Source organism: Qipengyuania citrea (genome assembly GCF_024171405.1).
GTDB lineage: Bacteria > Pseudomonadota > Alphaproteobacteria > Sphingomonadales > Sphingomonadaceae > Qipengyuania > Qipengyuania profunda.
In genome coordinates this window covers 1,201,440-1,227,565 of record NZ_JALJZT010000002.1, presented here as the reverse complement: position 1 = coordinate 1,227,565, position 26,126 = coordinate 1,201,440, and the positions used below count along the sequence as shown (strand labels likewise).

Sequence of the window (26,126 nt, the reverse complement as noted above, 5' to 3'; positions counted from 1 at the left end):
GTGAGAGAGATAGCCATGAAAACCAGTATTGCCTCCGTCCTTGCCGTCCTCTTCGCCAGCCAGGCGGCCTATGCGCAGGATTCCGAGCCGAGCCCCAATCCGGTCGAGGAGCAGGAGGTCGACGCCTCGGCAGAAAGTGGTCCCGCCGAAGGCAGCGGCATGACGGTCGATGCCGCCCCGGCGACTGCAAATCCGGCCGCCGACGACGGCGAGGCCGAGAAATGGGACGTCACCGCGCCGCGCGGGGCAACGATCCGGCAAGTGCCGATCCGCACCGACGAAGGCACGTGGATGGATGTCGATGTCTCGCCCGACGGCCGGATGCTCGCCTTCTCGCTGCTGGGCGACGTCTACACCATGCCGATCACGGGCGGCACGCCGACGCGGATCGCCGAAGGGCTGGCATGGGAAGTGCAGCCGCGCTTCTCGCCCGATGGCCGCCGGATCGCTTTCACCAGCGACCGCGGCGGCGGCGACAACATCTGGATCATGAACGCCGACGGATCGGACAAGCGCCAACTCACCAAGGAGGAGTTCCGCCTGCTGAACCAGGCAAGCTGGTCGCCCGATGGCAATTACATCGTAGCCAAGAAGCATTTCACCACCCAGCGTTCGCTCGGCACCGGCGAGATCTGGCTCTACCACGTCTCGGGCGGCGGCGGCGTCAAGCTGGTCGCGCGCGCCAGTGAAACGCTGCAGAAGGAATTGGGCGAACCGGTCTATTCGCCCGATGGCGGCGCAGTCTATTACTCTCGCAATGTCACCCCGGGGCCGATCTTCGAATATGCGCAGGATTCGACGCAGGGCACCTTCGCCATCGAACGCTATGATTTGGCGACAGGCGAAGTCACCACCGCGGTCAGCGGCTTTGGCGGTGCGGTCCGCCCGCAGCCCTCGCCCGATGGCAACAGCCTGGCGTTCATCCGCCGCGACAAGGACCAGACCGAGCTGTGGATCAAGGACCTCGCCAGCGGCGAGCAGCGCATGATCTATGGCGATCTCGATATGGACATGCAGGAAACCTGGGCGGTCCACGGGTTCTACCCGCTGATCGACTGGACCCCCGACGGCAATGCGCTGGTGCTGTGGGCCGGGGGCAAGCTACGCCGCGTGGCCGCCGATGGCAGCGGCGACAGCGTGATTCCCTTCACCGTCAACGATACGCGCGGCGTGGCCGATGCGCCGCATCCGGCCATCCCGGTGGCGCCCGACAGCTTCACCGCCAAAATTCCGCGCTTCGCCAGCGTTTCGCCCGACGGGCGTACGGTGGTCTTCGAAAGCCTCGGCAAGCTGTACGCGAAGCCGGTCGCAGGGGGCACCGCACGGCGGCTGACCTCGGGCAACGACGCGGCGCTCGAACTCTGGCCGTCCTGGTCGCGCGACGGGCGGCGGATCACCTATATCCGCTGGACCGATGACGGGCTCGGCCAGGTGATGAGCGCCAATGCCAATGGCTCGGGCGCACGCGTCGTCACCCGCATGCCCGGGCATTACGCACAGCCGCGCTTCTCGCCCGATGGCTCGACCATCGTCTTCGAGAAGCGCTCGGGCGGGTATCTGACCGCACCCGAATATTCGGAGAACGAGGGCATCTACCGCGTCAGCGCGAGTGGCGGGGCGGCGCAGCTGGTTGCCCGCGATACCTCGAACCCGCAGTTCGGCGCATCGAGCGACCGCGTGTTCATGCTCGGCCGCAAGGACGGCAAGCTGCAATTGCTCAGCGCCGATCTCGATGGCGAGGCGCGGCAGGTCCATGCCGAAGGCGAGCTGGCGACCGAATACCACGTCAGCCCGCGCGGCGATTTCGTCGCTTTCCGCGAGAATTACGAAGTCTTCGCCACGCCGCTGATGCCCGGCGGGCAGGCGGTGACCGTGGGCGAAAAGGCGAGTTCGCTGCCAGTCGTGCGCGCGTCGAAGGGCGGGGCGGATTACATCGGCTGGACGCAGGATGGCGACATGCTGACCTGGACGATGGGGCCGGTGCTCTATCGTGCCAGCGTCGCGTCGATGTTCGCCAACGCGCCCAAGGACAAGGACGCCCCCAAATTCGTCCCGCCGACCAGCGGTACCTCGCTCGAACGGACCATCGCGGCCGACAAGCCGCGCGGCACGGTTGCCATCACCGGCGCGAAAATCCTCACCATGGCGGGCGAGGGCGCAGGCGAAATCGCCAATGGCACCATCGTCATCACGGGTAACCGGATCGCCGCGATCGGCCCCGCGTCGAGTGTCACGGTCCCGCAAGGGGCGACGGTGATCGATGCCGGCGGCAAGACGATCATGCCGGGCCTGGTCGATGCGCATGCGCATGGCCCGCAGGGCGTCGGCGATCTGGTCCCGCAGCAGAACTGGTCGCTCGTGCAGAACCTCGCGATGGGCACGACGACGCTGCATGATCCCTCGTCGAGCGCGAGCATGATCTTCTCGGCTTCGGAACGGCAGCGGGCGGGGCAATTGCTCGCCCCGCGCATCTTCTCGACTGCGGAAATCGTCTACGGCGCGAAGGCGCCCAGCGTCTATGCCCGGATCGACAGCTATGACGATGCGCTGGCGCATATCCAGCGGATCAAGGCGCAGGGCGGGATTTCGATCAAGAACTACAACCAGCCCCGGCGCGACCAGCGCCAGCAGGTGGTCGCAGCGGCGCGCGCGGAAAACATGCTCGTGGTGGCCGAGGGCGGCTCGCTGTTCGGCATGGACATGAACCTGATCGCCGATGGCAATTCGACCATCGAGCACAATGTCCCGGGCGAGGTCTTCTACGAGGACGTGTTGCAGTTCTGGCAGGGATCGCAGTCGAACTACACGCCGACACTGGTGGTGACCTATGGCGGTCTCGCCGGCGATCCCTACTGGCGCCAGGCGACCGACGTGTTCGACACCCCGCTGATGGTCCACACGCCGCCGCGCCAGCTGATTGCGCAGACCGCACGCCGCGTAACCGCCCCCGATTGGGCCTTCGTCGACGATGAAGCCGCGCGCGAAGCGAAGAAGCTCGCCGAACGCGGGGTCAAGGTCAGCATTGGCGCGCATGGCCAGCAGGCCGGGGTCGCCGCGCATTGGGAACTGTGGAGCTTTGCCCGCGGCGGAATGACCGCGGTCGAGGCGCTGCGTGCCGGGACCATCGAATCCGCCCGTTCGCTGGGCATGGACCGCGATATCGGCAGCCTCGAAGTGGGCAAGCTCGCCGACCTGCTCGTGCTGTCCGCCGACCCGAGCGAGAACATCCGCAATTCGGACAAGATCGACCGCGTCATGCTGGGCGGGCGGCTGTACGATGCGCGCACCATGAACGAGGTCGAGACCGGTTCTGCCCGGCGCCTGCCCTATTGGTGGGAATAACCCGAAAAAAGGCGGCGCGGGAAACGACCCCGCGCCGCCGGTTTCGGCGCCTGTCCAGCCGCGGTCAGGCGGCGCGAATATGGTTCAGGAAAGCATCGACGCGGCTCTTGAGCGCGCCCGCCTGGCCTTCGAGTTCGGAAGCTGAATTGAGCACCTGGCTCGCGGCAGCGCCCGCCGCGAGGCTGGTCTCGCGAACCTGACCGATATTGGCCGATACCTCTTCGGTCGAGCGTGCCGCCACATCGATGCTGCGCGCCAGATCCTGGCCGGCGACCGATTGCTGGTCGACCGCGCTGGCGATCGAGATGGCGGTCGATTCCAGTTCCTTCACCTGGCCGGCAATCGAACGTAGCGCGCCGACACTGGCACCGGTGGAATCCTGCATCGCACGGATCTGCTCGGCGACTTCCTGCGTCGCGCGGCTGGTCTGTGCGGCGAGTTCCTTCACTTCGCTGGCGACGACGGCAAAACCGCGCCCCGCTTCGCCGCCGCGCGCGGCCTCGATCGAGGCATTGAGCGCGAGCAAATTGGTACGCTGGGCGATCGACTGGATCAGCTCGACGATCTGGCCGACCTGCTCGGCCGAGCTGGCCAGCGCGGAAATGGTGACATCGGCACCATTGGCGGCATCGGTCGCCTTGCGCGCGAGTTCGGCGGAATGCGAGGCCTGACGGCTGATCTCGCCGATCGACATGGCAAATTCGTCCGATGCGGCAGCCGCAGCGGTAACCCCGCCGCTGGCCTGCTCCATCGAGGCGGTGACCTGGTTGGACTGGTCGGCTGCCTGGTCGGCAATCGCGGCCATTCCCGAAGCGGTCGAATTGAGCTGGCTGGCCGCCGTGGCCACGCCGCTGACGACATCGCTCACGCCGCCCTCGAAATCGTTGGCCATGCGGATCAGTTCGGCCTTGCGCTCGGCAGAGGCTTTCTTGCGCCCGGCAAAGAGCTCGTCGAGCTTGTGCCCCGAGCGCAGGAACACCGAGAGCGAGCGCGCAAGGTCGCCGATCTCGTCCTGTCGGTGCGTGTCGGGCACTTCGATGTCGCGTTCGCCCTGGGCGAGGCGCGCCATGCCGTCCTTGAGCGTGATGAAGGGCTCGACGATGTGCCGCAGCACGAAGTGCATGCTGGCGAACCCGACGAGCAGCGATATTCCCGCGACGACCAGCGTCAGCACCTGCGCGGTCGGGGCGAAAGATGGAAAGAAGAAGCCCAGTTGGGCGAAGGTGGTGATCGCGGCCAGCCCGCCGAGCGAGAACACCGAAGCGATCCTGACCTTGGCTGCGAGCGTTCGCCGCATGAACCAGCCACTCAGCCCGGTCAGCTCTTCACCATCCATGGCATCGGCGATTTCGACTTCCGCGATTTCGCTGGCCAAGTCGTCCGCTATAATCGAACTATGCGCGTTCATCCCCAAGCATCCCCCTCTTAAGGCTGCATCAACCCTAAGGGGGAATGCTTGAGATCGCGTTAAGCTGCCCGGATGAGCTGGAGGAACTGCGCGACCTGCGATTTGAGCGTGCCGGCCTGCGCTTCCAATTCGGTCGAGGAATTGAGCACCTGGCTCGCCGCCGCACCGGTCGCGAGGCTGGTTTCGCGGACCTGCCCGATATTGGTCGACACTTCATCGGTCGAGCGCGCGGCGAGGTCGATGCTGCGCGCCAGATCCTGTCCGGCGACCGATTGCTGGTCGACCGCGCTGGCGATCGACGTGGCGGTGGTCTCGAGTTCCTTGATCTGGCCCGCGATCGAGCGCAGCGCGCCGACGCTGGCGCCGGTCGAATCCTGCATCGCGCGGATCTGGTCGGCGATCTCTTCGGTCGCACGGCTGGTCTGCGCGGCCAGTTCCTTCACTTCGCTGGCGACGACGGCAAACCCGCGTCCGGCTTCGCCGCCACGCGCGGCCTCGATCGAGGCATTGAGCGCGAGCAGATTGGTGCGCTGCGCGATCGACTGGATCAGTTCGACGATCTGGCCGACCTGCTCGGCCGAGCTGGCCAGTGCGGAAATCGTTTCATCGGCTCCGCTCGCGGCATCGGTGGCCTTGCGCGCAAGGTTGGCGGAATGCGACGCCTGGCGGCTGATCTCGTTGATCGACATGGCGAATTCGTCCGACGCTGCCGCGGCTGCGGTAACCCCGTTGGAGGCCTGCTCCATCGAGACGGTGACGTTCGAGGTCTTGGTCGAAGCCTGCTCGGCGGCGGTGGCCATCGATCCGGCAGTGACGCGAAGCTGGGCCGAGGCCGAGGCCACGCCGTTGACGACTTCGCCGACAGTGGTTTCGAAGCGTTCGGCGAAGCGGACCATGTCCTGCCCACGCTCGCGGCGTTCGGCCTCGCGTTCCTGCGAAAGCTTTTCCAGCTGCCAGGCGCGCTGGAGGAAGACCTCCAATGCACGGGCCAGATCGCCGATCTCGTCATAGCGGCCGGTCGCGGGGATATGCATGTCCTTCTCGCCATTGGCGAGGCGCGTCGCGACATGGGTCATGCGGTGCAGCGTGGTCGACACATCGCGGCCGAGGTAACGCGCGCTCAGCATCGCGATCGCAATGCCGATCGCGGCTACCATGAAGAAGGCAGCGAACATCCACATCACCATTCCCTGTGACTCGGCGTCCGACTCTTCGCCGATCCGCTCGATTTCCTCACGCGAGGTGATGGCGAGATCGACGAAATCCTGCCCTTCGAGATACACGCTGTCGGAAAATTCCTGCCACTGCTCCTGCGTGCCGCGCGAACTTTGCGCAGCATCGATGCGCAGGCGCATCCGGGTGAGCATTGCGTCGAGCTGGTCGATCTGCGGCAGCACCGAGGGGGCGACATCGGTCACCTGGCCCTCGAGCGCGCTCAGTGCCCGGTCGGTGTCGTTGAATGCATCCTGCGCGGCGACCAGATCGCTGCGCTCGCCCGAGACGGCATAGCGCTGCACGAACAGCCGGCCTTCATTGGTATCTGCCACCATCCGCTCGGCGGACACGGCCGCGGCAGTGATCGCCATGCGTTCGGTGCGCGCTTCCAGCGCGAAATACCCGCCGAGGCAGGTGGCGGTCAGGCACAGCAGCACCACGGCGATATTGGCGTGCGAAATGCTCTGCAGCTTCTCGCCGACCGACCGGTTGGACAGCCAGCCTTTCCAGCCGCTGGCAACTTCCTCGTCCGGCGCGGTGCGATAGGCCGAGCTTTCGGGTACAGTACCGGGCGACGAAACTTCGTGTTCGGCAACCATGCCGTTGACCATGTCATCAAGCGCGCTCATGCGACCTTGGTTTCCTTGTTCTTGGATTTGCGGGCGAGCGCGATCGGCTTGCCCAGATGCTGCCCGATTTCCTCGGGCGGCATGGCTTTGAAATAGAGCCAGCCCTGGATCTGGTCGCACCCGGCGGCGCGGACCATCGCGGCCTGTTCTTCGGTTTCGACGCCTTCAGCGGTGACCGCCATTTTCATGGCGCGCGCCACGGTGATGCTGGAGAGCATCATCGCGCGGCTGCCGTCGTCCTCGCTCGCCTGGACCACCAGGCTGCGGTCGAGCTTGAGCTTTTCGAAGCGGAACTGGCGCAGGAAGCCGATCGAGGCATAACCGGTGCCAAAATCGTCGAGCGAGATCTTGACCCCGAAGCTGCGAATGACCGCCAGGCTGCGCTCGGCGACCACCGGGTCGAGCACGAGGCAGGTCTCGGTAATCTCGAGTTCGAGGCGGTGGGCATCGAAGCCGGTTTCCTCGAGGATGTGCCCCAGCTGGATCGGAAATTCGGGATTGCGCAATTGCGCCGCGGAAATGTTGACCGACAAGGTGATGTCGTCCCACGCGAGCGCATCGCAGCAGGCCTGGCGCATGACCCACAGGCCGATCGCATTGATCAGCCCGCTCTGTTCGGCGACGGGGATGAACACGTTGGGTCCCAGTTCCTTGCCGTCTGGGCGCGCCCAGCGCAGCAGGCATTCGACCGCCACGATCTCGCGCGTATTGCTGTCGACCAGCGGCTGGTAGTGTACGCGGAACTCGTCATTGGCGAGCGCATGGCGCAGCTCGTCATCCATTTCCTTGAGCTGTTCGCGGCTGCGGTCGAAGCTGGTGTTGAACCAGGTGCAACGCATCTTGCCGCCCTGTTTGGCGGCATACATCGCAATGTCGGCGCGGCGGAGCAATTCGGAGGAGGGCACGTCGTCCTGCATGGTCCGGCGAGCGAGACCGATACTGGCCCCCAGTGTCAGCCGGCGGTCCTCGACATGGATGGGTTTGGTCAGCCGGTCGATGATCCGGCGGCACAATCCTTCGAGCAGCGTTCCGGCAACCGGGCCGCCGATCATCATCGCATATTCATCGCCGCCAAGGCGATAGATTGTCGCCTCGCCATCGCTGACCTGTAGGAAGATTTCGGCGCATTCGCGGATCGCGGCGTCCCCGACGAAATGCCCGTAATGGTCGTTGATCTGCTTGAAGCCATCGAGATCGATCATCGCCAGCGCGACCTCATGGCCCTGCCGGTATTCCTGCTGGATATCGAAATGCAGCGCGCGGCGATTGGGCAGCAGGGTGAGGCTGTCGCTGCGTGAGAGCTGATCCACGCGGCGCAGGTAGCGCACACCGAGATAGGCGCAGATGGCGGTTGCGACGCTGGACGCCAGTGCACCGAAGCCGAGAATGACCGACGGCGAGCTGAAGTCGAGGTGACGATTGGCCAGCGCGACCAGCCAGGTCAGGATGAAAATGCCCACGAGTGCAGCCATCGGACCGAAGATGATCGTCCGCGTGCCGCCGCATTCGTCAGACTGGTACGAGCCCACCGTCATCCCTCAACACACGCCTCTTATTACGATCCTTGCAGTGACTTAGAGTTCATTCGCTAAATAAGGGTAAATCAGCGGTTTACCTTGGCGAAGCTTCGACGGGTGAAGTCAGAACCCGGCGGCCCGCTGGCGCGGTGCGGCGGCCAAGGACGTGTCCTCGTGAATTGGCGCATAAAGCGACGATCCGAATTCGGCTGGCTTGAACCTTTCGGTCTGCCCGACCACCGTTTCACCCGCGCCGAGCATCAGCCAGCCATCGGCCGCAATACCGCTGGCGAGCCGGTCGAAAGCGGTCGCACGGGTCTGCGGATCGAAATAGAGCAGGACATTGCGGCACATCACCAGATCGAACCGGCCCGGCGAGGGCGGAAAGTCGAGGATGTTGTGTTGCTGGAAACGCGTCATTGCGCGGATCCTGTCGGTCGCCTGCCAATGCCCCTTGTCCTCGACGAAGAAGTTCAGCATCTGCGCGACACTGATCCCGCGCTGGATTTCGAACTGGGTATAAAGCCCGTCGCGCGCGGTATCGATCGCCTTGCTCGACACATCGGTCCCGAGGATCTCGATCGTCCAGTCGGCCCAGCGGGCAGGCTGTTCGGCGAAGATCATCGCCAGGCTCAGCGCTTCCTGCCCGGTCGAGCAGCCGGCCGACCAGATCGTCAGCCGCTTGCGTGCTTCGCGCTTGCGCGCAAGGTCGGGCAGGACCTGGTTGGCGAGCACCGAGAAATAGGCGTTGTCGCGAAAGAAATAGGTTTCATTGTTGAGCAGGGCCTCGACCACCCTGGTGGCCAACTGCTGCTCGCTGGGGCGTTCCAGCATGCAGGCAAGCTGATCGACATTCTCGATCTCGAATTCGCGGAACAGGCCGGACAGCGCACTCGAGACACGCCAGCGGCGCCCTTCCGTCAATTGCTGTCCTGTACGCTGTGCAAGAAGTTCACCGATGATGCGATGCGAAGCGTCGTCTACCGCCATGCGTCGGCTCCCGCGCTCGCGAGCAACTCGTCGGCGAGTTCGGCCGGGGGCAGAACGGCAGCCGCCTGTCCCAGTTCGGTCACGGCGCGGGGCATGCCCCAGACAGCACAGGTTTCAGCGTTTTGGGCGAAGATCGTTCCGCCCGCCGACACGATCGACTGGGCGCCATCGCTACCGTCGCGGCCCATGCCCGACAGCAGGACGCCGGCGACATGCCCGTCATAGGCTTCGGCCAGCGTGTCGAACATCGGATCGACCGAGGGCATGCAGCCGCTCTTCACCGGATGATAGGCGAGCCCGAGGGTGTGAAAGCCACCCGATTTGCGCACCACCATATGGCCATGGCCGGGCGCGATATAGATCTTGCCGCGTTCGATCCGCACGCCTTCGTCGGCGAGGATCGCAGGCCGTTTCGCAGCCATTTCCATCTGCTGGGCGAACACGGGGATGAAGCTGGGCGGAAGATGCTGCGTCACCAGGATCGGCAGGTCGAAATTCTTCGGCACCTGGGCGAGGAACAGGTTGAGCGCATGGATCCCGCCGGTCGAGGCGCCGATGGCGACGATCTGGGGCGGCTTGCCGAATCCCTTGATAGCGGGGGAGGCGGAGTTCGCGTCGGGCGCAATGCCCTTGAGCGCGCGGATCTTGCCCAGCAGGGTCGACTTGTAATCGTCGTTGAAACCGCCCGGACGCGGCTTGAGCATCGTGTCGGCGGCACCCAGAGAAAGCGCCTTGACGGTCGCTTCCGCGCCGTCGGCGGTGAGCGAGGAGATGACAAGCACCTTGGTCTCGGGTGCGACTTCCATGATCTTGGGAAGCGCCTCGAGCCCGCCCATGCCGGGCATCTCGAGGTCGAGCAGCATGACGTCGGCAGTCACCGAAGCCAGCTCGCTAAGCCCACTTTCCGCCGTATTGGAGGTCGCGACGATTTCCATGTCGGTTTCGAGCCCGATCATGCGCGTGAACACCGTGCGCACGGTCAGCGAATCGTCGACGATCATTACCCGCACCGGATCGGCGCAAGTGGGGTTGGAGGGGTCGGAAGCTACGGGTTCGGAACGGAGAAGCGCGCCCATGTCACGCCTCCTCAGGCCATGCCGACAAGCTGGAGCTTGATCTGCAATGTTTCGTGGTCGAACGGCTTCATCACATATTCGTCGGCGCCCGCGCTGATCGCTTCGCGAATATGCGCGACATCGTTCTCGGTCGTGCAGAACACGACCTTGGGCTTGTCGCCGCCCTCACGCTGGCGCAGCTGGGTGATGAATTCGATACCGGTCATCACCGGCATGTTCCAATCGAGCAGGACCACATCGGGCATCCCCTCGGCACATTTGTCGAGGCCTTCCTGGCCGTTCTCGGCCTCCTCGACATGGAAGCCCAGCGTCTCGAGGATATGCCTCGAAACCTTCCGGATGACGCGCGAATCGTCGACGATAAGGCAAGATTTCATTCTAATACCCTCTGGTGTTTCCCAGCAATTCGTAGAGTCAGTAGGTAACTATTAGCTTAAGCCGCCTGCGCGATCGGTCCTGAAACCAGCGCTTCGACATCGATCAGCAGGGTCGGGCCGCCATCGGTTTCGACCATGCCGCGCGCGGCGGCCTGCCACCCTTCGCCAAAGCCGCCGGGAACCCCGACCGGATCGCTCCGTGCCTCGCCCACATCATAGGCTTCATCGACCAGCAGCGCGTAGAGATGCCCTTCGACATCGACCACGGCGGCGCGCTGTCCCGAGGTATCCTGCCGGCCGGTAAAGCCGAGCGCGACCGGGCAATCGATCACGGTGAGCGCCTGGCTGCGCAAGGCGGTCAGCCCGCGGATGAAGGACGGTACGCCCGGGATGGGCGTGATGTCGTCGATCTCTATCACCGACTGGACGCGAATCGCGGGGATCGCCGCACGGCGCCCGGCGATCAGGCACATGAGCAGGAGTTCGTTCATGCTGTCTTCCCCATGCGAGCTTGCTTGAGCGCGTCGAGCAATGCGTCGCGGTCGTAGCGGTAAATGGTGTCGTCCGCGGTCTCGGGTAATTCGGGTTCGGGACGCAGGCGGATCACGCGGCGCGCCGGCCCGCTTGCCATGGGCGCGTTTTCGGCGAGTTCGATCGCGAGGTCGGCTTCCTCGGTTTCGTCGGTGGAAACGCGGTAGCCGGCAGCTTCGACCAGCGGTTCGAGAATGGTCCGGGCCCAATCGCTATCGGCGGGCAGGCGGCAGGACATCGGTTGCTCGGTGCGGCGCGGCGCGTGGTGCTTGGCGAACAGCGCATGGCCGTCGATCACCGGGACCGGTTGGTCGCCGATCAGGGTGACGCCCTCGACCGAAGTATCGCCATGCGAAGGGATGATGTCGCCATCCATATCGGCAGCGTCGAGCACCTCGCGCACCGCATAGACCACTTCGCATTCGCCATCCGAGAGGCGCAGCAGGCGGCACTTGTCTTCGGGCAGGTCGCCATATTCCTGGCCGACGAGCGAGAAGATCGCTCCGTCGATGACCGCCTGGGCGCGGGCGCCCTCGATATCGATCGCTTCGCGCGCGATCGTATCGATGCGGCGGACCAGTTCGAGGCGGACCGCGCGGCGGCGCCCGTCGAGGCCGGTGAAAAGCATGACCGGATGGGCCTTGCGGCGTTCGACCTGTTCTTCTTCGTCCACGCGGGTCGAACTGCGCATTTCGTTCACCAGCTGGCGCTGTTCGGCGATGCTCGGCAGGTCGAGCAGCATCATCGGGCGGCCATCGTCGAGCAGCGTGGTCCCGGCATAGAGCCGGGTCTCCATGATTGCGGGTGCGATCGGCTTCACCACGACGTCTTCGTGGTCGTAGACCCGGTCGACCGCGAGCGCGAAGACATCCTCGCTGGCAAGGCGGATAAGCACGAGCGTCTTGTCCTGCCAGTCGGTGTCCCGGTTGGTTTCGGTGCCGAGGATCTCGCCGAGCGAGAGGCACGGCACACGTTTGCCGCGGAAGGTCATGAGCTGGCGTTCGCCCGCTTCGGCAAAGTCGACATGGTCGCTCGAACCGAAGACGATTTCTTCGACATAGCTGCGCGGGATCGCGTAGCGCTGGCCACTGCTTCCCACGGTCAGCGCGGCGATGATGCTCAGCGTGAGCGGCAGCTTGAGATAGAAGCTGGTGCCTTCGCCCGGCTTGGTGGCAACGTCGATCGAGCCGCCGACGCGTTCGATATTGGCGCGCACAACGTCCATCCCCACGCCGCGGCCCGATACCGAGCTGACCTGGTCGGCGGTCGAGAGGCCGGGTTCGAAGATCAGGTAATGCCGCCGCCGTTCGGACATCTTGTCGACTTCGGACTGGCTGTAGATGCCTGCCGCGACGGCCTTGGCCGCGAGCCGATCGGTGTTGATCCCGCGTCCGTCGTCGGTGATGGTCAGGGTGATCTGGTTGCCCGCCTGACGCGCGGCAAACTTGAGCAGGCCGATTTCGCGCTTGTTCGATTTGAGGCGTTCGCCCGGGCCTTCGAGCCCGTGATCGATGGCATTGCGGATGATATGGGTGAGCGGGTCGCGGACCATCTCGACCATTTCGCGGTCGAGTTCGACTTCGCCGCCTTCGAAATCGACCATGACCTGCTTGCCGAGCTCGTTCGACAGGTCCCGGACGAGCCGCGGCAGCGAGGTGAACAGATGTTCGAGCCGCTGCATGCGCATACGGGTGATCGAGGTGCGGACGTCGGCAAGGATCGCGCTGAGACGATCGAATGGGCCATCGATAGTCGGCTGTTCGCCCGCTTCGCGCAGGCGGCGCGCAAGGTCGTTGCGCGCAAGGACCATGTCCGACACGCCCTTCATTACTTCGTCGAGCAATTCGGTCGGCAGGCGGATGGAGCGCTGGACACCCGCATTGGGCGCGGCTTTCGGCGCGGCGTCTTCCTCGCTTGCTGCGGCCGGTGTTTCGGTAGGGGGCTGCGACGATGCGCCGCCGGTGACTTCGATGGTTGCGCCTGCCTGCAATGCGGCGATCAACTGGTCGTCACCGCCTTCGGGATATTCCTCCCCCGCTTCGATCGAATCGGTCATCTCGCTGATGCGGTCGATGATTGCGAGGACGGCGGATACCAGCGCGCGGTCGGGTTCGCGGCGTCCGGAACGGCATTCGGCCAGCGTGTCTTCGGCCGCGTGGCTGAGCTTTTCCAGCCGCGGGAAATCGAAGAAGCCGCAATTGCCCTTCACCGTGTGGACGAAGCGGAAAATGGTATCGAGCCGCGCCTTGTCCGAAGGATCGGCTTCCCAGGCGACGATCTCGCCGCCGCTCGCTTCCAGCATTTCGCGGGTTTCGGCCACGAAATCCGCCAGCAGGTCATCCATCATTGTAAGCCCCTCGTACGATGCGAACGGCTATGGACGAGGATGGTTAACTATTGGTTTGGGCGGCGCCGCCCTTTTCGGACGGTGCGCGCAGCACGCGCCAGACGATGAACGCGGCCAGCGCCCCGCCGGCCAGGTTGGCGACCAGTTCGGCGGCATAAATCGCGGGCGAGCCCCAATATGCACGCAGCAGCCCGCCGAACGGCAGCATCACCAGGAACACGCGCGCGGCGCTCTGCGCGAGCGCGAAGCCCGCCTTGTCGACGGCATTGAGAGCGCCATTGGCCACGATCAGCAGGCCGAAACCGGCATAGCCCCAGACCGAAATCGCGAGATAGCGGGAGAATTCCTCGATCACTGCGGGATCGTCGGTGAAGATGTCGGCAAACCAGTCGCCGGTGAAGAACAGGACCAGCGCGATCGCCAGGCCATAGCCGATGCAGAACAGCCCCGACCACCACATCGCCCGGCGTGCCCGATCGGGTCGCCGCGCGCCCCAGTTCTGTCCCACGATCGCCCCGATCGATCCCGACAGGGCGAGCAGGGGCACGACCGCGAAACTCTGCAGCCGCCCGGCCGCACCGAAGCCCGCCACCGCCGCTTCGCCCTGGTTGGCAAGCAGGGCGGTGAGGACCGACAGGCCGATCGGATTGATCGCGTTCGAAAAGGCGGCGGGCGCGGCGACCGAGAGGATCGCCTTGCTCGAAGCGCCGACATCGCAATCGCGGATCGCGGCGGGGTGGATGTGCAGTTTCGCGCCGCGGATCAGCCACAGCGCGACGAGGATCGCGATGAAGAACCCGGCAATCGTGGCATAGGCGGCACCGGCGATGCCGAAACCGGCAATGCCGAATGCGCCGGTGATCAGGATCGGATCGAGGATCCAGTTGGCCACCGAATAGGTCAGCGAGACATAGCTGGTCTTGCGCGCCTCACCCTGTCCGCGCAGCACGCCGTTGAGGCCCATCTGCAGCAGCATGATCGGTAGCCCGAGCGCATAGGGACGCATGTACTGGCCGATGAGCGGGAGCAGGTTTTCCGACGCTTGCATCAGCCGGAACAGCGGATCGAGCAGCAGATAAAGCCCCAGCCCGAGCACGAGTCCGGCGCCCAGCGCGAACACCGCGCCGAAATTCGCCCGCCGCTCCGCGCGCGGAACGTCGCCTTCGCCCAGCGCGCGGGCGATAACCGAATTGATCCCCACCATGACGCCGACGCCAAGGCTCGAAAGCGCGATGGTGATGGGGAAGATGAAGCTGACTGCCGCCAGTTCCTGCGCGCCCAGCTGGCCAATGAAATAGGCATCGATCAGCCCGACCGACATGATCGCCGCGACGCCGAAGATCATCGGCATCGTCTGGCTGACAAGATGGCCGCGAATACTCCCGCGGGTGAGTTTGGCCATCTCGCTCATCGCGGGCGGCGTTAGCGGGGCGGGGCTGGCTTGCATAGCGCCAAGTCCTGCCATCTTGCCGACTCGCGCCCGCCCGTGCGATACAGGTCCTCAAACAAAACCCCTTACGGAGAGAGCTTGCCATGGCGACGCAAATGAAGACCCGCGATTTCGAATGCAGCGATGCCGAATGGCAGGCGCGGCAAGATCTTGCGGCATGCTATCGCATCTTCGACCATCTCGGCTGGGGCGAAAGCATCTACAACCATATCTCGGTGGCGGTGCCGGGCGAGGAAAACGTCTTCCTGATCAACCCTTTCGGGCTGCTCTACGACGAGGTTACCGCGTCGAACCTGGTCAAGATCGATGTCGAGGGCAACAATGTCGGCCCGTCGCAATATATGGTCAACAAGGCGGGCTTCACGCAGCATGCCTATTTCCATGAAAAGCTGGGCACCCGCGCCAATGCGATCTGCCACGTCCACACGACTGCCACGATGGCAGTGTGCAGCCATAAGGACGGGCTGGTGCCGACCAATTTCTACGCCTGCAATTTCCAGGGGCAGATCGGCTATCACGATTTCGAGGGCGTTACCGTCCGCAGTGAAGAAGGCGAACGGCTGGTCCAGAACCTCGGCGATCATTCGATCCTGATGCTGCGCAATCACGGCCCGGTGGTGATGGACAAGACCATCCAGGGAATGTTCGTGAAGATGTGGGCGCTCCAGCGGGCCTGCGAAATCCAGGTCGCCACGCTCAGCCAGGGCGAAGCCAATGTGATCTCGCAGGAAGTCGTCGACGTGCACCAGCGCGACTTGTCGGTGATGCAATCGCAGGGCGGCGCGGGCGTGTTCGATTTCGAAGCGTGGAAGCGCCGCGTGTCGAAGATCGACGACAGCTGGAAATCCTAAACCCGGCCACAGGCGCAGGACGTAAGGCACAGCGCGCATGACCGGCATGACCGTCAACGGGAAGCCGCTCCGCTTCCTGATGGATCCCGACACCCCCCTGCTGTGGGCGCTGCGCGATGCGGCCAACCTTACCGGCACCAAGTTCGGCTGCGGCGAGGGTGATTGCGGCGCGTGCATGGTCCATGTCGACGGCGAGGCCCTGCGCAGCTGCCTGATCACCATTGCCGAAGCCGAAGGGCGCTTCATCACCACGATCGAGGGGCTGAGCCGGGACCGCTCGCATCCGGTGCAGCAGGCAATGGTGGCCGAACAGGCGATCCAGTGCGGCTATTGCACGCCGGGCATCGTCATGGCGGCGAGCGCGCTGCTCGCCAAGAACCCTGCGCCGTCCGAAGCCGAGATCAAGGCGGCGATCCCCAATCTGTGCCGCTGCGGGGTCTATCCGCGGCTGGTCCGTTCGATCCAGCGTGCGGGGCGGGTGACGCGTCGTGCCGAGACGATCAGCGCCGCACCCGCGCCCGGAATCAGCGCGGGGGACGCCGCGCAGGAAGTCCCCGCAATCAGCGCCCCCGAACCGCGCGAATAGCCGGGCGCGCAGCCGCGCACCCGGCGGTGTGATCAATATTCGCCGTTGGCCTCGGCCACTTCAGCCGCCGCTGCGGCGCCTTCGGCAGTGGCCTGGGTGATAAGCTGCCGTGCCTCGGCGATGGCATCGGCTTCGCTCAGCGCGCCATCCTTGATCTCGTTGGCGATGGTCAGCAGGCGGCCCGAGATGACCGTTCCGGTCTGCGCTTCCTCGGCAATCGCGATCCCGCCATTTGCCTCGGCCACCGCGTCCCATTGCGTGCGTACGGCTGCCCAGTAATCCGCGGTCGCCGCCCAGTATTCGTCGGCGGCCGCGACGTTGTAACCGTCGAACCGGTCATAGGTGTTGAGGACATATTCCTGCACCACCGGCGCAAGTCCGTCCTCACCCGCACTGTCGGGCATCATCTTGGTGTTGTCCTGCCAATGGATCCAGCCGGTGGGGGTCAGCTGGTGGCGGTTGATCGACGCATAACGATCGTAGACCGGGCCGCGCACCGCATCGCGGCGGGCAAGCGGACGCCACGTCCAGTTCGAACGCCAGCGGCGGATACCCTGGCTGTCCTGCCATTCGCCCCACCCGGCATAGCGCGGGCTATCATCGACCTGATAGACCGTCTGCGACCAGCGACCATTGCGCAGCCGTTCGGGCATTTCCATCCATTCCCAGCTGTTGGGGCCGGTATAGGCGAGGATTTTCTCGGGCTCGTATTCCCAGTCCTGGCGCCAGTGCTTGATAACGAATTCCTCGCCCTCGGACCCGACCACCAGCAGGTGCTGGAGGATGATCCTGGTGCCGGTATCCTCGATCACGCGGACCGATTCGTGCCCACCCGAAATCTTGCGTTCGAGCGGTTCGTAGCCCGCCATCCAGGGCGTCGATTCCTGCATGTCGAAGCGGACCTTGTAGTCGCCTGCCATGCTCAGGATGGTGGCGCGGTCGCGCTCGAATTGCGCGGTTTCGACTGCTTCGCCGCGGTCCGCGATCGGGCCGTCGGCCAGTGCGGGTGCGGCGACGAGTGCGGTGGCGAGAAGGGCGGTGCGGAAGAAAGTTCGTACGTTGGTCATGGTGTCCTCCCTCAGAACTGGAAGCTGAGCGAAACGCTCGCATTGCGGCCGGGCCGGGTATAGGCGTCGGTCGTGGTGGATGTGGCCGAGAGACCCCTGACGTCCTGCCAGTAGGCGTATTTCTCGTCGAAGATGTTGAAGATGCCCGCGCGCAGTTTGAGCGCGTCGGTCACGGCGAAGAAAGCCGTGGCATCGAGGATGGTGAAGGCATCGGGGCGATAGCCGCCGTCGGTCTCGTCGAGCGGTTTGCGTGCGTGATGCGTTGCGATCAGCTCGCCGCCGAAGCGGCCTTGCGGCTCGCGATAGCCGATGCCGACCACCAGATTGAGCGGGTCGATCGTGTCGAGCGGGCGGGATGCCGCGCCCGGGGACAGGATGTCGCCATCGGCATAGGCGATCGCGAAGCGGCTGTAGAAGCCGTTCTCCATGCGGAAACTCGCCTTGGCCTCGACGCCCTCGATCTCGACCGCATCGTAATTGACGAACTGGTACTGCGCCGGGTCCATCGGGGTGAACGACCCGCCGACCACCTGCTGGCTGATGAAATCGTCATAGTCGGCAGTGAAGACGGCAATCTGCAGCGACACTGCCTCGGTCGAGAACTTGATCCCGGCTTCCCAGCTCTCGCTGGTCTCGGGGCCGAGATCGGGATTGGGCAGCGAGGTGTAGCCATAGGCCAGGTTTTCGAAGAAGTTGTTCACCTGGTACGGTGTCGGCGCGCGGAAGCCCTGGGCGTAATTGCCGTAGAGCAGGACATCGTCCGCCAGCTTCACCGTCACGCCCAGCTTGGGCGACAGGCGATCATCGCTCTGCGCAGACCCCGCGAAATCGGGCAGCAGCGGATCGTCGGTCGGATCGAGATCGTAGAAATCGTACCGCAGCGCGGGAAACAGCGTCACCGCCCCGTCGAGGAAGGTGAATTCGGTGGCGAGGAACACGCCGCCGAGCATGAAGTCGGTGGCAGGGAAGGCGCGCGTCGGGAATACCTCGCCAAACGGCGGTTCGGTCCCGTCGCGCAGCCCTTCCTGCCGGGTCCAGCTGACATCGCCGCCGAAGGCCAGCGTGGTGCGGAAGGCGTCGCTGCCGAAGACGCTGCGCGCTTCTGCGGAGGCGCCATAGACTTCGTTCTCGAACGTGTTCAGCCGCTCGCGATCGGGGCGCGGTGTGGCGCTGACGGGCGAGCGGTCCTCGTCGGTGAACTGCACGTCCTCGCCCGTCTGGTAATAGGCCGCGGCATGCGCGTAATCGATCGCGCCTTCGCCGACATAGGTCCAGTCGAGCGACACGCGGCCGCGTTCGGTAGTGTCGAGGGCGGTCAGATCGTCGACGATCCAGCTGGGGAAGGGGCCGAAGAGGAAGGCCGGACCCTGCCCGGAGAGGACATCGGTGGCGACTTCGGTCTCGAGATATTCGCCCGACAGCCGCACCCGGTGCGCGCCGGTATCCCACACCAGCTTGCCAAGGAATGCGTCGGAGGTCCCGTCCTGCGGGTTCGGCAGCGTGCGCCCGCTACCCAGACCGCCGACCTCGCCCGCGTTTTCCAGCTCGTGGAAGTCGCGGCGGGTGTAGGACAGCATGGCCGAAAGATCGCCGAACAGGCCTGCGATCGCGGCGGTTTCGGTGAACTCCTCGTCGGCGCTCGAATAGGAGGCGCGGACAAATCCGCCGAACCGCTGTCCCGCTTCGACGAGATCGACCGGGTCGCTGGTGGTGAAGCTGATTGCGCCGGCCAGCCCGTCGCTGCCGTATAGGGCGGAAGCCGGGCCGCGCAGGATCTCGACTGATTTGACCAACGAGACGTCGGTATAGCCGCCGCGTCCCGCATCCTGCGCGCCAAAGGAAAAGCCCTGCGGGCTGCGGATGCCGTCGACCTGGATCAGCACGCGATTGCCGCCGATGCCGCGGATGATGAAGTCTTCGTTGCGCGCGCGGCCAGTCGCACCCAGCGCGGCACCGAAGCGGGCGGGCGCGCGGCGCACCGATACACCGGGTTCGTAGCGCACGAGGTCCTTGATGTCAGTGGCCAGTTCATCGGCGATCTGCTCGTCGTCGATCACGGTGATCGTGGCCGGTGCGTCCTCGATCTGGAGCGGGGTGCGCGTGGCCGTCACCACGATCTGGTCGTCTCCCGGCAAATCCTCTTCGGCAGCGATAGCCAGCGCCGGAAGGCTCGCTGCGGCTAGCGCGGCGAGTGCCGAGCCCAGCTTGAGTGTGGCCAGCCGCTGGCGTGCTGCCATGCCGGAGGCGCGCGCAGTGCGTTCGAATGTCGATCCCATGATTTTCCCTGTTGATGATGTTTTGCGTCCGCCGCGCTGATATTGCGAGTCAGTCGCATTTGCAAGAAGTCTCTGGGATTTTCGACAATGCCCTCTTTTCGTCGGGGTTTGGCTGGCGTAGCGAGCCGGAAAAGGAGATCGTACCGATGAAAGCGACTATCTGGCACAATCCGAAATGCGGCACTTCGCGCAAGACGCTGGCCATCCTCGAGAACCTGTCGCGGGTCGAGGTCGAGGTGATCGAATATCTGAAGGATCCGCCGAGCGCGGAGAAGCTGGCGCAGCTTTACAAGGATGCGGGCATCACTCCGAACGCGGGCCTGCGCCTGCGGGGAACCGATGCTGCGGAGCGCGGCCTGCCCGAGGCTGCGGCGGAGGATGTGCTGGCGGCGATGGCGGCCGACCCGATCCTGATCGAGCGTCCGCTGGTTGAAACCGACAAGGGCGTCCGCCTGTGCCGGCCGCAGGACACCGTGCTCGAAATTCTCTAGCGGCGGTCCTGCGTCAGCGCAGCGTCGGCTTGCAGCGCGCGAGAGCCATAGACGAACACGATCGCGCATAGCGCGACGATCAGCCCGAAGCCCAGCCAGTCTGAATGGCTGTAGAGCCAGACGCCAAGCGCGGGGGCGTAGATGAAGCTCGCGCCCGCAACCGAGGCGGTGACCCCGCCTGCCTGGCCCTGCTCGGCGCGGGTCACCGCCAGCGATGTGCCTGACGTATTCCCGGGGCGGAACAGGCCGAAGCCAAGCGAGGCGATCGAATATCCCAGGGCGATGGTATGAATGGTCTGGCCCAGACCGAGGACCACTGTACCCGCCGCGGCGATGGCGATGCCCCATAACGAAGCCGCGCGCGGCCCGAGGTCGAGCCGCGGGATGAGCCCCCATTGCGCCAGCAGCGTGGCAATTGCGCCCGCCATGAGCACGAGCCCGACAGGTCCGGCCCCCGCTGCGGGATCGCCGCGCAGCCCAAGACGGTCGAGCACGAGGAAGCCCGCGATCCCCAGAATCATGGCCTGCGCATGCCCGCCCAGCAGGCCCGAGATGACCCAGGGGCGCAGACGCGGTTCGAACCAGCGCAGCTTACCCGGTTCAGGCTCGTCGCCCTCATCCTCGTCCTTCGAAACCTCGGCAGTCGGACCGCCCGAATAAGGCGCGTCATAGGCGCTGCCGCGCGCGGCGAACTGCGGTTCGTCGTCGGGCAGCCGCAGGCGCAGCGCGATCAGCGTAACCAGCCCGATCAGCGCGAAGACCAGGAACGGTCCGGCAAGGCCCAGCACGGGCATCACCATCAGCGGCGCAAGCGCGGGGCCGATCACCGTGCCGAGCCCGAAGCTCGACGCAATCAGCGACAAGGCCTGCGTGCGTTCCGAACGCGGTGTGCGGCTGGCGACATAGGCCTGGACCGCGGGCGGCGCGGCGCTGCCGAACCCGCCATAGAGGCTGCGCGCCGCAGCAAACAGCATCAACGCCCAGAATGCCGGGAGGATACCCGCCAGTCCCAGCCACAGCATGAGCCCGCACAATAAGAAGCTTGCGATGAAGCCCAGCATGCCCAGCGCCATCATCGCCTTGCGTCCGCGTTGGTCCGATTTCTGCGCCCAGATCGGTGCGCAGATCACCCACAGGAGCGCCGACCAGCTATAGGCGAGGCTGATCCACACATCGTTCACGCCCAGCGAAGTGCCGATCGAGGGCATTACAGACTGCATCGCGGTATTGCCCGCCGCGGTGGTCAGCATGACCGCGAACAGCAGCGCCATCCGCCCGCGCGGAATGGTGCGCGCAGCGGGCGCCGGCGGCGGCGGTGCCAGCGGGGCGGTGGGTTCGACATCGGCCATCGCCAAGGCGGTAGGCGCGCGCTCGGCTCCTTGCAATGGTGCAGCGGGACTGGCAAACCGGCGCCTTAGTGAAACAATCACAGGGTACGCGATTTTGACCGGACATCAGGGCGTTGGCACCATTTCGCGGCCCCGGCTGCGTACACGCGCAGCGCGTTTCTTCGGCCAGTGGGGAGTGTTCTTCCGTGGCTTTGTCGAAGAACCGCGGATGGTCGGCTCGATCATCCCGTCTTCGCGCTTCACCATCCGCAAGATGCTCGCCCCGGTCGACTGGGACCAGTGCGAGGTGTTCGTCGAATACGGCCCCGGGGTCGGCACTTTCTGCCAGCCGGTGCTCGACCGCTTGCGGCGCGACGGTACGCTGATCGTGATCGACACCAACCCGCTCTATGTCGATTATTTGCGCAAGCATTTCCGCGACAGCCGCTTCCATGCGGTCCACGGATCGGCCGCCGATGTGGTCGAGATCGTCAAGGCGCATGGCCATGACGGCGCCGATTACGTGCTGTCGGGCCTGCCCTTCTCGACCCTGCCCGATGGCGTCGGCCCCGCGATTGCGCAGGCGACCTATGACGTGATCCGCCCGGGCGGGGCCTTCCTTGTCTACCAGTTCTCGGCCAAGGCGCGCGACTTCATGGCGCGCCATTTCCGCCGCATCGATCGCGGGTTCGAACTGCTCAACGTGCTTCCCTGCCAGCTCTTCTGGGGCTGGAAGGATCGCGAAAGCTAGTCTTCGGCGTCGGGCTGCGGGGCGGTAGCCAAGCGGCTGAACTGCGTGTGCACCGCTGCCATCACGCACACCATCAGCACGATCATCACCGCGTTGAGCAGCCCCGATACGATCGCCTCGCCCAGCAGCGCGCCTTGTTCCCCGGCAAGCGCGAACACGAGGCCGAGGACCAGCGAGACGACCGCCGATACCACGATGAAGGCGACCGTCAGCAGCAGGTAGAACAGGAACAGGCGCATGCTGTTGCCGCGGGTCAGCGACCACGAGCGTTGTAGCGCCTTGACCGGGTTGAGCTGCCCCTCGATCGCAATGACCGGGGCGGCAAGCGACAGCTTGGTCACGATATAGCAGGTGATGACGAAAGCGATGATCCCGCCAAGCACCGCAAGCGCGCTCAAGCCGGTGAGCGCGCCGACGGTCAGAAGCAGCGTCGCGACGATCACGATCAGCGCGGTCTGCAGCAATTGCGCCGCGATATAGCTGGGGACCGAGCGCGCGCCGGTCGCCAGCGCTTCGCCCACGGTTGGGTTGGCGCGTCGCCGGACCAGTGCCAGCATCCCCAGCAGTCCGACGCCCTGGATCAGCGCGAGCAGCAGGAACACCCACCAATATTCGAGATACAGCTCGGTCACCGCCGCCATCACGACTTCGAAGTCACCGCCTGCCTGCGCGCTTTGCATAGCGCCCATTTCGGGCACGGCGATCATGAACCCGGCATAGGGCAGGAAGAAGAAGACGCCGGCCAGCACCGCCAGCAGGCCAAAATTGCGTGACAGCAGCCCCATGGTGTCTTTCCACGCGGTGTCGAGATCGAATTTCATGCAGCGGCTCTCCCGTTTGCCTCTTGATAAGCGCTTCGCCAGTCGCCACGCAATCGTGCATGTCGTCTGCACCCCCCGAAACCGTCGAATGGCGCGCCGAGCCGGGCCGCATCGGCTATCGCGATGCGCTCGAGGTGATGACCGCGCGCAATCGTGCGATCGCCGAGGGCGAGGCGCGCGAGATGGTGTGGCTGCTCGAACACCCGCCGGTCTATACCGCGGGGACCAGCGCCGATGGGGCCGAATTGCTCGACCCGCGCTTCGAAGTGGTCGAGGCGGGACGCGGTGGGCGCTATACCTATCACGGGCCGGGCCAGCGGGTCGGCTATGCGATGATCGACTTGCGCGAACGCGGACGCGACGTGCGCGGTTTTGTCCATGCGCTCGAAGGCTGGGTGATCGCCACGCTGGCCGATATCGGCGTAACCAGCTGGCGCAGCGCGGGCCGGGTCGGCATTTGGACGAAAGATGTCGACGGCCGCGAAGCCAAGATCGGTGCCATCGGCGTGCGGGTGCGGCGCTGGGTGACCATGCACGGCTTCTCGGTCAATCTCGCGCCCGATCTGTCGCACTTTACCGGGATCGTCCCCTGCGGGATCGAGGAGTTCGGCGTGACCAGCCTCGAACGGCTGGGAATCGATCTTGCGCCCGCGGCCTTCGATGAGGCATTGCGGGCGCGCTTCGGGGATTTCCTCGCGGCGCTCGAAGGAAAGGCCAATGCGCTGCCATGATGATACGTCCGGCTGTCTTGCTTGTCGCTGCCACCGCGATCCTGTCCGGCTGCGGCGATGATACGCCCCCGGCGGAGACCGAGGTCGAGGCCGAGCGCAACGCCAAGGGTGAAGTAATCGGCGGAACGATCAGCGATGCGATGATTCCGCTCGACCGGCTGCGCTCGCAGTCGCCACCGGTACGCGAAGCGCCGAGCCAGCCGTCTGCCGCGGCGCCAGCCAGCGAAGCGTCGGCCGAACCCGAGGAAGCCAGCGAACCTACGCCTGCTCCGGTGATCGCGGAAGAAGCGGGCGACGACCCCGCCGGGGACTAGTCCTCGCCGAGCAGCCGCCTGGCGCGTTCCAGATCGGCTTGGCCCACGCGGCGCTCGCCCACCGACAACGAGATCGCCCCGGGATTGGTCGCAAAGGTCGAGACGATCTTGTGCGCGTCGGAAATTTCGCTTTCGAGGGGGGCGAAGGCGGCATTGATGCCCTCGACTTGCCCCGGATGGATGGCGAACATGCCGGTGAACCCGTCCGCCCGTGCCGCATCGGCAATGCGGATAGCCGCTTCGCCGTCGCGAACATCGCGGAACGGGTGTTCGATCGCGCCGATGCCGCGGGCATGGGCGATCAGCAGGATTTGCGCGCGGACCTGCGCCAGCGCGTCTCCCCACCGTCCGCCGGGCCCGCGCAGCCGGCGCGCGCCGATGGCATGGGCCAGCCCGACCGCATCCCAGGTCAGTGCCGACACGCGCGGGTGCAGCTCGTCGGCCAGCCGACGGATCGTCAGCGCGCCGGCCGGGGTCGAACCCAGTTCGGGCATGATCCGCGTGATGTTTGCCGCCAGCCCGAGCCGGTCCTCGAATTCGTACAGTACCGAAGCCAATTGCCGGATATCGTCCGCGCCGCGGCAGTGCGACAGCACAATCCCGTGCGGCGAGCCATCCATCGCGGCATCCAGATCATCGCGCCAGTGCGGGGTGCCGAGCGCGGGGATGCGCACCCAGCGTTCGAACTTGCGCTGCGCCACCAGCTGTTCGCGATGCAGCCGCAGCCAGGTCGTCGCGGCGATCCGGGCGGTGGCCTGCTGGGCAGCACGAAGGGGCCGGGCGAGGTCGATGACCACTGCCTCGGCCCCCGTGCCCGCTGCCGAGCCGATCGCCTTCTCGTTATCTGCCGGGATGAGTATCCACGACCGCATTCAGCCTCCGAAGTGTCGCCGCACGGCGACTCACTCGGCCGCAGCTTGCTCCTGCTTAGTTAGCATCGGGTAATCGATGTATCCGGCAGGTCCCTGACCATACCAGCTATGCGGCACATTCACATTCGGCGCAATCTCCGCGCCCGTCCGGAAGCGTGCCGGCAGGTCGGGATTGGAAATGAAGTCGCGGCCCCAACTGATCGCGTCGGCCCGGTCGGCCTCGAGATCAGCCACCGCACCCTCGGGCGTGTAGTCGCTGTTGAGCACCAGCGCGCCGGTATAAAGCTCGCGGATCAGCGGGCTTTGCTTGGGAACGTCGGTGCTGCCGAAGGTGCCGTCGGGACCCGGTTCGCGCAATTCGAGGAAGGCGACGCCGAGTTCCTCGATCACCCGGGCGGCGGCGCCGAAGGTAGCTGCCGGGTCGCTGTCGTCGCAGCCCTGCGTCTCGCCATTGGGCGACAGGCGGACGCCAACGCGGTCCGCACCCCAGACATCGACCAGCGCGGTCAGCACTTCGCGCAGGAAGCGGCTGCGGTTTTCAGGGCTGCCGCCATAATCGTCATCGCGCAGATTGGTGCTGTCGCGCAGGAACTGGTCGACCAGATAGCCATTCGCCGCGTGCAGCTGGACGCCATCGAAGCCGGCCTTCTTCGCGTTCTCGGCGGCATGGCGATAGTCCTCGACCACGCGCGCAATTTCATCGACCGACAGGGCCCTCGCGGCTTGGTGATCCTTGCGCCCTTCGAAAGTATGCGCATGACCCGGCGCGGTGGTCGCGCTGGCGGACACCGGCGGATTGCCACCGAGGAAATCGGGGTGCACCAGGCGGCCCATGTGCCACAGCTGGAGAACGATCAGCCCGCCTTCTGCATGGACGGCGTCGGTGATAGGCTTCCAGCCTTCGACCTGTTCGTCGCTCCAGATCCCCGGTGCGGCGGGCCAGCCGAGGCCTTCGACGCTGATCCCGGTGGCTTCGGAAATGATCAGGCCGGCACTCGCCCGCTGGCGATAGTACGTTTCCATCATCTCGTTGGGGACCGAGCCGGGCTGGGTCGAGCGGCCGCGGGTCAGCGGTGCCATGAAGATACGGTTCTTCGCTTCGAGGGCACCCATGGTGAGCGGCTGGAACAGGCTTTCGTGCATGCGGGCAAATCCT

22 protein-coding genes are annotated in these 26,126 nt (G+C 65.3%); 7 read left to right on the top strand and 15 right to left on the bottom strand.

Features of this window, described 5'->3' with window-relative positions; translation table 11 throughout:
* Window positions 1–15: 15 nt before the first annotated feature.
* A complete protein-coding gene (locus J2S32_RS06950) occupies window positions 16–3,342 on the top strand; it encodes an amidohydrolase family protein (protein ID WP_253519119.1) in 3,327 nt (1,108 codons plus the stop codon).
* A gap of 64 nt (window positions 3,343–3,406) precedes the next feature.
* Here J2S32_RS06950 and J2S32_RS06945 read toward each other — a convergent pair whose 3' ends face one another.
* The 9 genes from J2S32_RS06945 to J2S32_RS06905 form a co-directional block, all read right to left on the bottom strand.
* A complete protein-coding gene (locus J2S32_RS06945) occupies window positions 3,407–4,750 on the bottom strand; it encodes a methyl-accepting chemotaxis protein (protein WP_253519116.1) in 1,344 nt (447 codons plus the stop codon).
* Window positions 4,751–4,809: 59 nt separating this feature from the next.
* The gene (locus J2S32_RS06940) at window positions 4,810–6,594 is read right to left on the bottom strand and encodes a methyl-accepting chemotaxis protein (RefSeq protein WP_253519112.1); all 1,785 of its coding nucleotides are present in this window, start codon (window positions 6,592–6,594) and stop codon (window positions 4,810–4,812) included.
* The gene (locus J2S32_RS06935; protein ID WP_253519109.1) at window positions 6,591–8,129 is read right to left on the bottom strand and encodes a putative bifunctional diguanylate cyclase/phosphodiesterase; all 1,539 of its coding nucleotides are present in this window, start codon (window positions 8,127–8,129) and stop codon (window positions 6,591–6,593) included. Before J2S32_RS06935 ends, J2S32_RS06940 begins: the two co-directional genes overlap by 4 nt.
* A gap of 105 nt (window positions 8,130–8,234) precedes the next feature.
* The gene (locus J2S32_RS06930; protein ID WP_253519106.1) at window positions 8,235–9,101 is read right to left on the bottom strand and encodes a CheR family methyltransferase; all 867 of its coding nucleotides are present in this window, start codon (window positions 9,099–9,101) and stop codon (window positions 8,235–8,237) included.
* Window positions 9,092–10,177, bottom strand: a complete 1,086-nt coding sequence (gene cheB / locus J2S32_RS06925; RefSeq protein ID WP_253519103.1) for a chemotaxis-specific protein-glutamate methyltransferase CheB — start codon at window positions 10,175–10,177, stop codon at window positions 9,092–9,094. Before cheB ends, J2S32_RS06930 begins: the two co-directional genes overlap by 10 nt.
* Window positions 10,178–10,188: 11 nt before the next feature.
* A complete protein-coding gene (locus J2S32_RS06920; protein ID WP_253519099.1) occupies window positions 10,189–10,554 on the bottom strand; it encodes a response regulator in 366 nt (121 codons plus the stop codon).
* A 56-nt stretch (window positions 10,555–10,610) separates the two neighbouring features.
* On the bottom strand, window positions 10,611–11,045 hold the full coding sequence (locus J2S32_RS06915; protein ID WP_253519095.1) for a chemotaxis protein CheW: 435 nt from the start codon (window positions 11,043–11,045) through the stop codon (window positions 10,611–10,613).
* On the bottom strand, window positions 11,042–13,432 hold the full coding sequence (locus J2S32_RS06910; protein WP_253519091.1) for a chemotaxis protein CheA: 2,391 nt from the start codon (window positions 13,430–13,432) through the stop codon (window positions 11,042–11,044). The genes J2S32_RS06915 and J2S32_RS06910 overlap by 4 nt, the downstream gene beginning before the upstream one ends.
* 43 nt (window positions 13,433–13,475) lie before the next feature.
* A complete protein-coding gene (locus tag J2S32_RS06905) occupies window positions 13,476–14,879 on the bottom strand; it encodes an MATE family efflux transporter (protein WP_367398973.1) in 1,404 nt (467 codons plus the stop codon).
* A gap of 86 nt (window positions 14,880–14,965) precedes the next feature.
* On the opposite strand from J2S32_RS06905, the gene J2S32_RS06900 reads away from it, so the two are divergent.
* Window positions 14,966–15,733, top strand: a complete 768-nt coding sequence (locus J2S32_RS06900; RefSeq protein WP_253519087.1) for a class II aldolase/adducin family protein — start codon at window positions 14,966–14,968, stop codon at window positions 15,731–15,733.
* A 37-nt stretch (window positions 15,734–15,770) separates the two neighbouring features.
* Complete coding sequence (locus J2S32_RS06895) at window positions 15,771–16,319, top strand: (2Fe-2S)-binding protein (RefSeq protein ID WP_253519084.1); 549 nt, start codon at window positions 15,771–15,773, stop codon at window positions 16,317–16,319.
* Window positions 16,320–16,351: 32 nt separating this feature from the next.
* Here the strand turns inward: J2S32_RS06895 and J2S32_RS06890 are convergent, their stop codons facing one another.
* Both J2S32_RS06890 and J2S32_RS06885 read right to left on the bottom strand, forming a co-directional pair.
* Window positions 16,352–17,386, bottom strand: coding sequence for a DUF6607 family protein (locus J2S32_RS06890; RefSeq protein ID WP_253519081.1), 1,035 nt, complete (start codon window positions 17,384–17,386; stop codon window positions 16,352–16,354).
* 11 nt (window positions 17,387–17,397) lie between these two features.
* Window positions 17,398–19,662 (bottom strand): TonB-dependent hemoglobin/transferrin/lactoferrin family receptor, encoded by a 2,265-nt coding sequence (locus J2S32_RS06885; protein WP_253519078.1) that lies wholly within the window; start codon window positions 19,660–19,662, stop codon window positions 17,398–17,400.
* Window positions 19,663–19,808: 146 nt separating this feature from the next.
* Between J2S32_RS06885 and J2S32_RS06880 the strand changes: the two genes are divergently transcribed.
* A complete protein-coding gene (locus J2S32_RS06880) occupies window positions 19,809–20,153 on the top strand; it encodes an arsenate reductase family protein (protein ID WP_253519064.1) in 345 nt (114 codons plus the stop codon).
* On the opposite strand, the gene J2S32_RS06875 is transcribed toward J2S32_RS06880, so the two are convergent.
* A complete protein-coding gene (locus J2S32_RS06875; protein WP_253519060.1) occupies window positions 20,150–21,502 on the bottom strand; it encodes an MFS transporter in 1,353 nt (450 codons plus the stop codon). The genes J2S32_RS06880 and J2S32_RS06875 overlap by 4 nt on opposite strands.
* A 121-nt stretch (window positions 21,503–21,623) precedes the next feature.
* Between J2S32_RS06875 and J2S32_RS06870 the strand changes: the two genes are divergently transcribed.
* Window positions 21,624–22,232, top strand: a complete 609-nt coding sequence (locus J2S32_RS06870; RefSeq protein ID WP_420493539.1) for a class I SAM-dependent methyltransferase — start codon at window positions 21,624–21,626, stop codon at window positions 22,230–22,232.
* On the opposite strand, the gene J2S32_RS06865 is transcribed toward J2S32_RS06870, so the two are convergent.
* Window positions 22,229–23,053 (bottom strand): glycerophosphoryl diester phosphodiesterase membrane domain-containing protein, encoded by an 825-nt coding sequence (locus J2S32_RS06865; protein WP_253519053.1) that lies wholly within the window; start codon window positions 23,051–23,053, stop codon window positions 22,229–22,231. The two genes, J2S32_RS06870 and J2S32_RS06865, sit on opposite strands and share 4 nt — an antisense overlap.
* 59 nt (window positions 23,054–23,112) lie before the next feature.
* Here J2S32_RS06865 and lipB point away from each other — a divergent pair, with 59 nt between their 5' ends.
* A complete protein-coding gene (gene lipB / locus J2S32_RS06860; protein ID WP_253519050.1) occupies window positions 23,113–23,784 on the top strand; it encodes a lipoyl(octanoyl) transferase LipB in 672 nt (223 codons plus the stop codon).
* A complete protein-coding gene (locus J2S32_RS06855; RefSeq protein WP_253519047.1) occupies window positions 23,781–24,098 on the top strand; it encodes a hypothetical protein in 318 nt (105 codons plus the stop codon). Before lipB ends, J2S32_RS06855 begins: the two co-directional genes overlap by 4 nt.
* Here the strand turns inward: J2S32_RS06855 and J2S32_RS06850 are convergent.
* Window positions 24,095–24,970, bottom strand: a complete 876-nt coding sequence (locus tag J2S32_RS06850; RefSeq protein WP_253519043.1) for an HpcH/HpaI aldolase/citrate lyase family protein — start codon at window positions 24,968–24,970, stop codon at window positions 24,095–24,097. The two genes, J2S32_RS06855 and J2S32_RS06850, sit on opposite strands and share 4 nt — an antisense overlap.
* Before the next feature lie 30 nt (window positions 24,971–25,000).
* A complete protein-coding gene (locus tag J2S32_RS06845) occupies window positions 25,001–26,113 on the bottom strand; it encodes an alkene reductase (protein WP_253519040.1) in 1,113 nt (370 codons plus the stop codon).
* Window positions 26,114–26,126: the final 13 nt, after the last annotated feature.

Bases quoted from the DNA above. Each gene is read 5' to 3' on its own strand.
- J2S32_RS06950 (WP_253519119.1), top strand. From the start codon at position 16: ATGAAAACCAGTATTGCCTCCGTCCTTGCCGTCCTCTTCGCCAGCCAG.
- J2S32_RS06945 (WP_253519116.1), bottom strand. From the start codon at position 4,750: ATGAACGCGCATAGTTCGATTATAGCGGACGACTTGGCCAGCGAAATC.
- J2S32_RS06940 (WP_253519112.1), bottom strand. From the start codon at position 6,594: ATGAGCGCGCTTGATGACATGGTCAACGGCATGGTTGCCGAACACGAA.
- J2S32_RS06935 (WP_253519109.1), bottom strand. From the start codon at position 8,129: ATGACGGTGGGCTCGTACCAGTCTGACGAATGCGGCGGCACGCGGACG.
- J2S32_RS06930 (WP_253519106.1), bottom strand. From the start codon at position 9,101: ATGGCGGTAGACGACGCTTCGCATCGCATCATCGGTGAACTTCTTGCA.
- cheB (WP_253519103.1), bottom strand. From the start codon at position 10,177: ATGGGCGCGCTTCTCCGTTCCGAACCCGTAGCTTCCGACCCCTCCAAC.
- J2S32_RS06920 (WP_253519099.1), bottom strand. From the start codon at position 10,554: ATGAAATCTTGCCTTATCGTCGACGATTCGCGCGTCATCCGGAAGGTT.
- J2S32_RS06915 (WP_253519095.1), bottom strand. From the start codon at position 11,045: ATGAACGAACTCCTGCTCATGTGCCTGATCGCCGGGCGCCGTGCGGCG.
- J2S32_RS06910 (WP_253519091.1), bottom strand. From the start codon at position 13,432: ATGATGGATGACCTGCTGGCGGATTTCGTGGCCGAAACCCGCGAAATG.
- J2S32_RS06905 (WP_367398973.1), bottom strand. From the start codon at position 14,879: ATGCAAGCCAGCCCCGCCCCGCTAACGCCGCCCGCGATGAGCGAGATG.
- J2S32_RS06900 (WP_253519087.1), top strand. From the start codon at position 14,966: ATGGCGACGCAAATGAAGACCCGCGATTTCGAATGCAGCGATGCCGAA.
- J2S32_RS06895 (WP_253519084.1), top strand. From the start codon at position 15,771: ATGACCGGCATGACCGTCAACGGGAAGCCGCTCCGCTTCCTGATGGAT.
- J2S32_RS06890 (WP_253519081.1), bottom strand. From the start codon at position 17,386: ATGACCAACGTACGAACTTTCTTCCGCACCGCCCTTCTCGCCACCGCA.
- J2S32_RS06885 (WP_253519078.1), bottom strand. From the start codon at position 19,662: ATGGGATCGACATTCGAACGCACTGCGCGCGCCTCCGGCATGGCAGCA.
- J2S32_RS06880 (WP_253519064.1), top strand. From the start codon at position 19,809: ATGAAAGCGACTATCTGGCACAATCCGAAATGCGGCACTTCGCGCAAG.
- J2S32_RS06875 (WP_253519060.1), bottom strand. From the start codon at position 21,502: ATGGCCGATGTCGAACCCACCGCCCCGCTGGCACCGCCGCCGCCGGCG.
- J2S32_RS06865 (WP_253519053.1), bottom strand. From the start codon at position 23,053: ATGAAATTCGATCTCGACACCGCGTGGAAAGACACCATGGGGCTGCTG.
- lipB (WP_253519050.1), top strand. From the start codon at position 23,113: ATGTCGTCTGCACCCCCCGAAACCGTCGAATGGCGCGCCGAGCCGGGC.
- J2S32_RS06855 (WP_253519047.1), top strand. From the start codon at position 23,781: ATGATGATACGTCCGGCTGTCTTGCTTGTCGCTGCCACCGCGATCCTG.
- J2S32_RS06850 (WP_253519043.1), bottom strand. From the start codon at position 24,970: ATGCGGTCGTGGATACTCATCCCGGCAGATAACGAGAAGGCGATCGGC.
- J2S32_RS06845 (WP_253519040.1), bottom strand. From the start codon at position 26,113: ATGCACGAAAGCCTGTTCCAGCCGCTCACCATGGGTGCCCTCGAAGCG.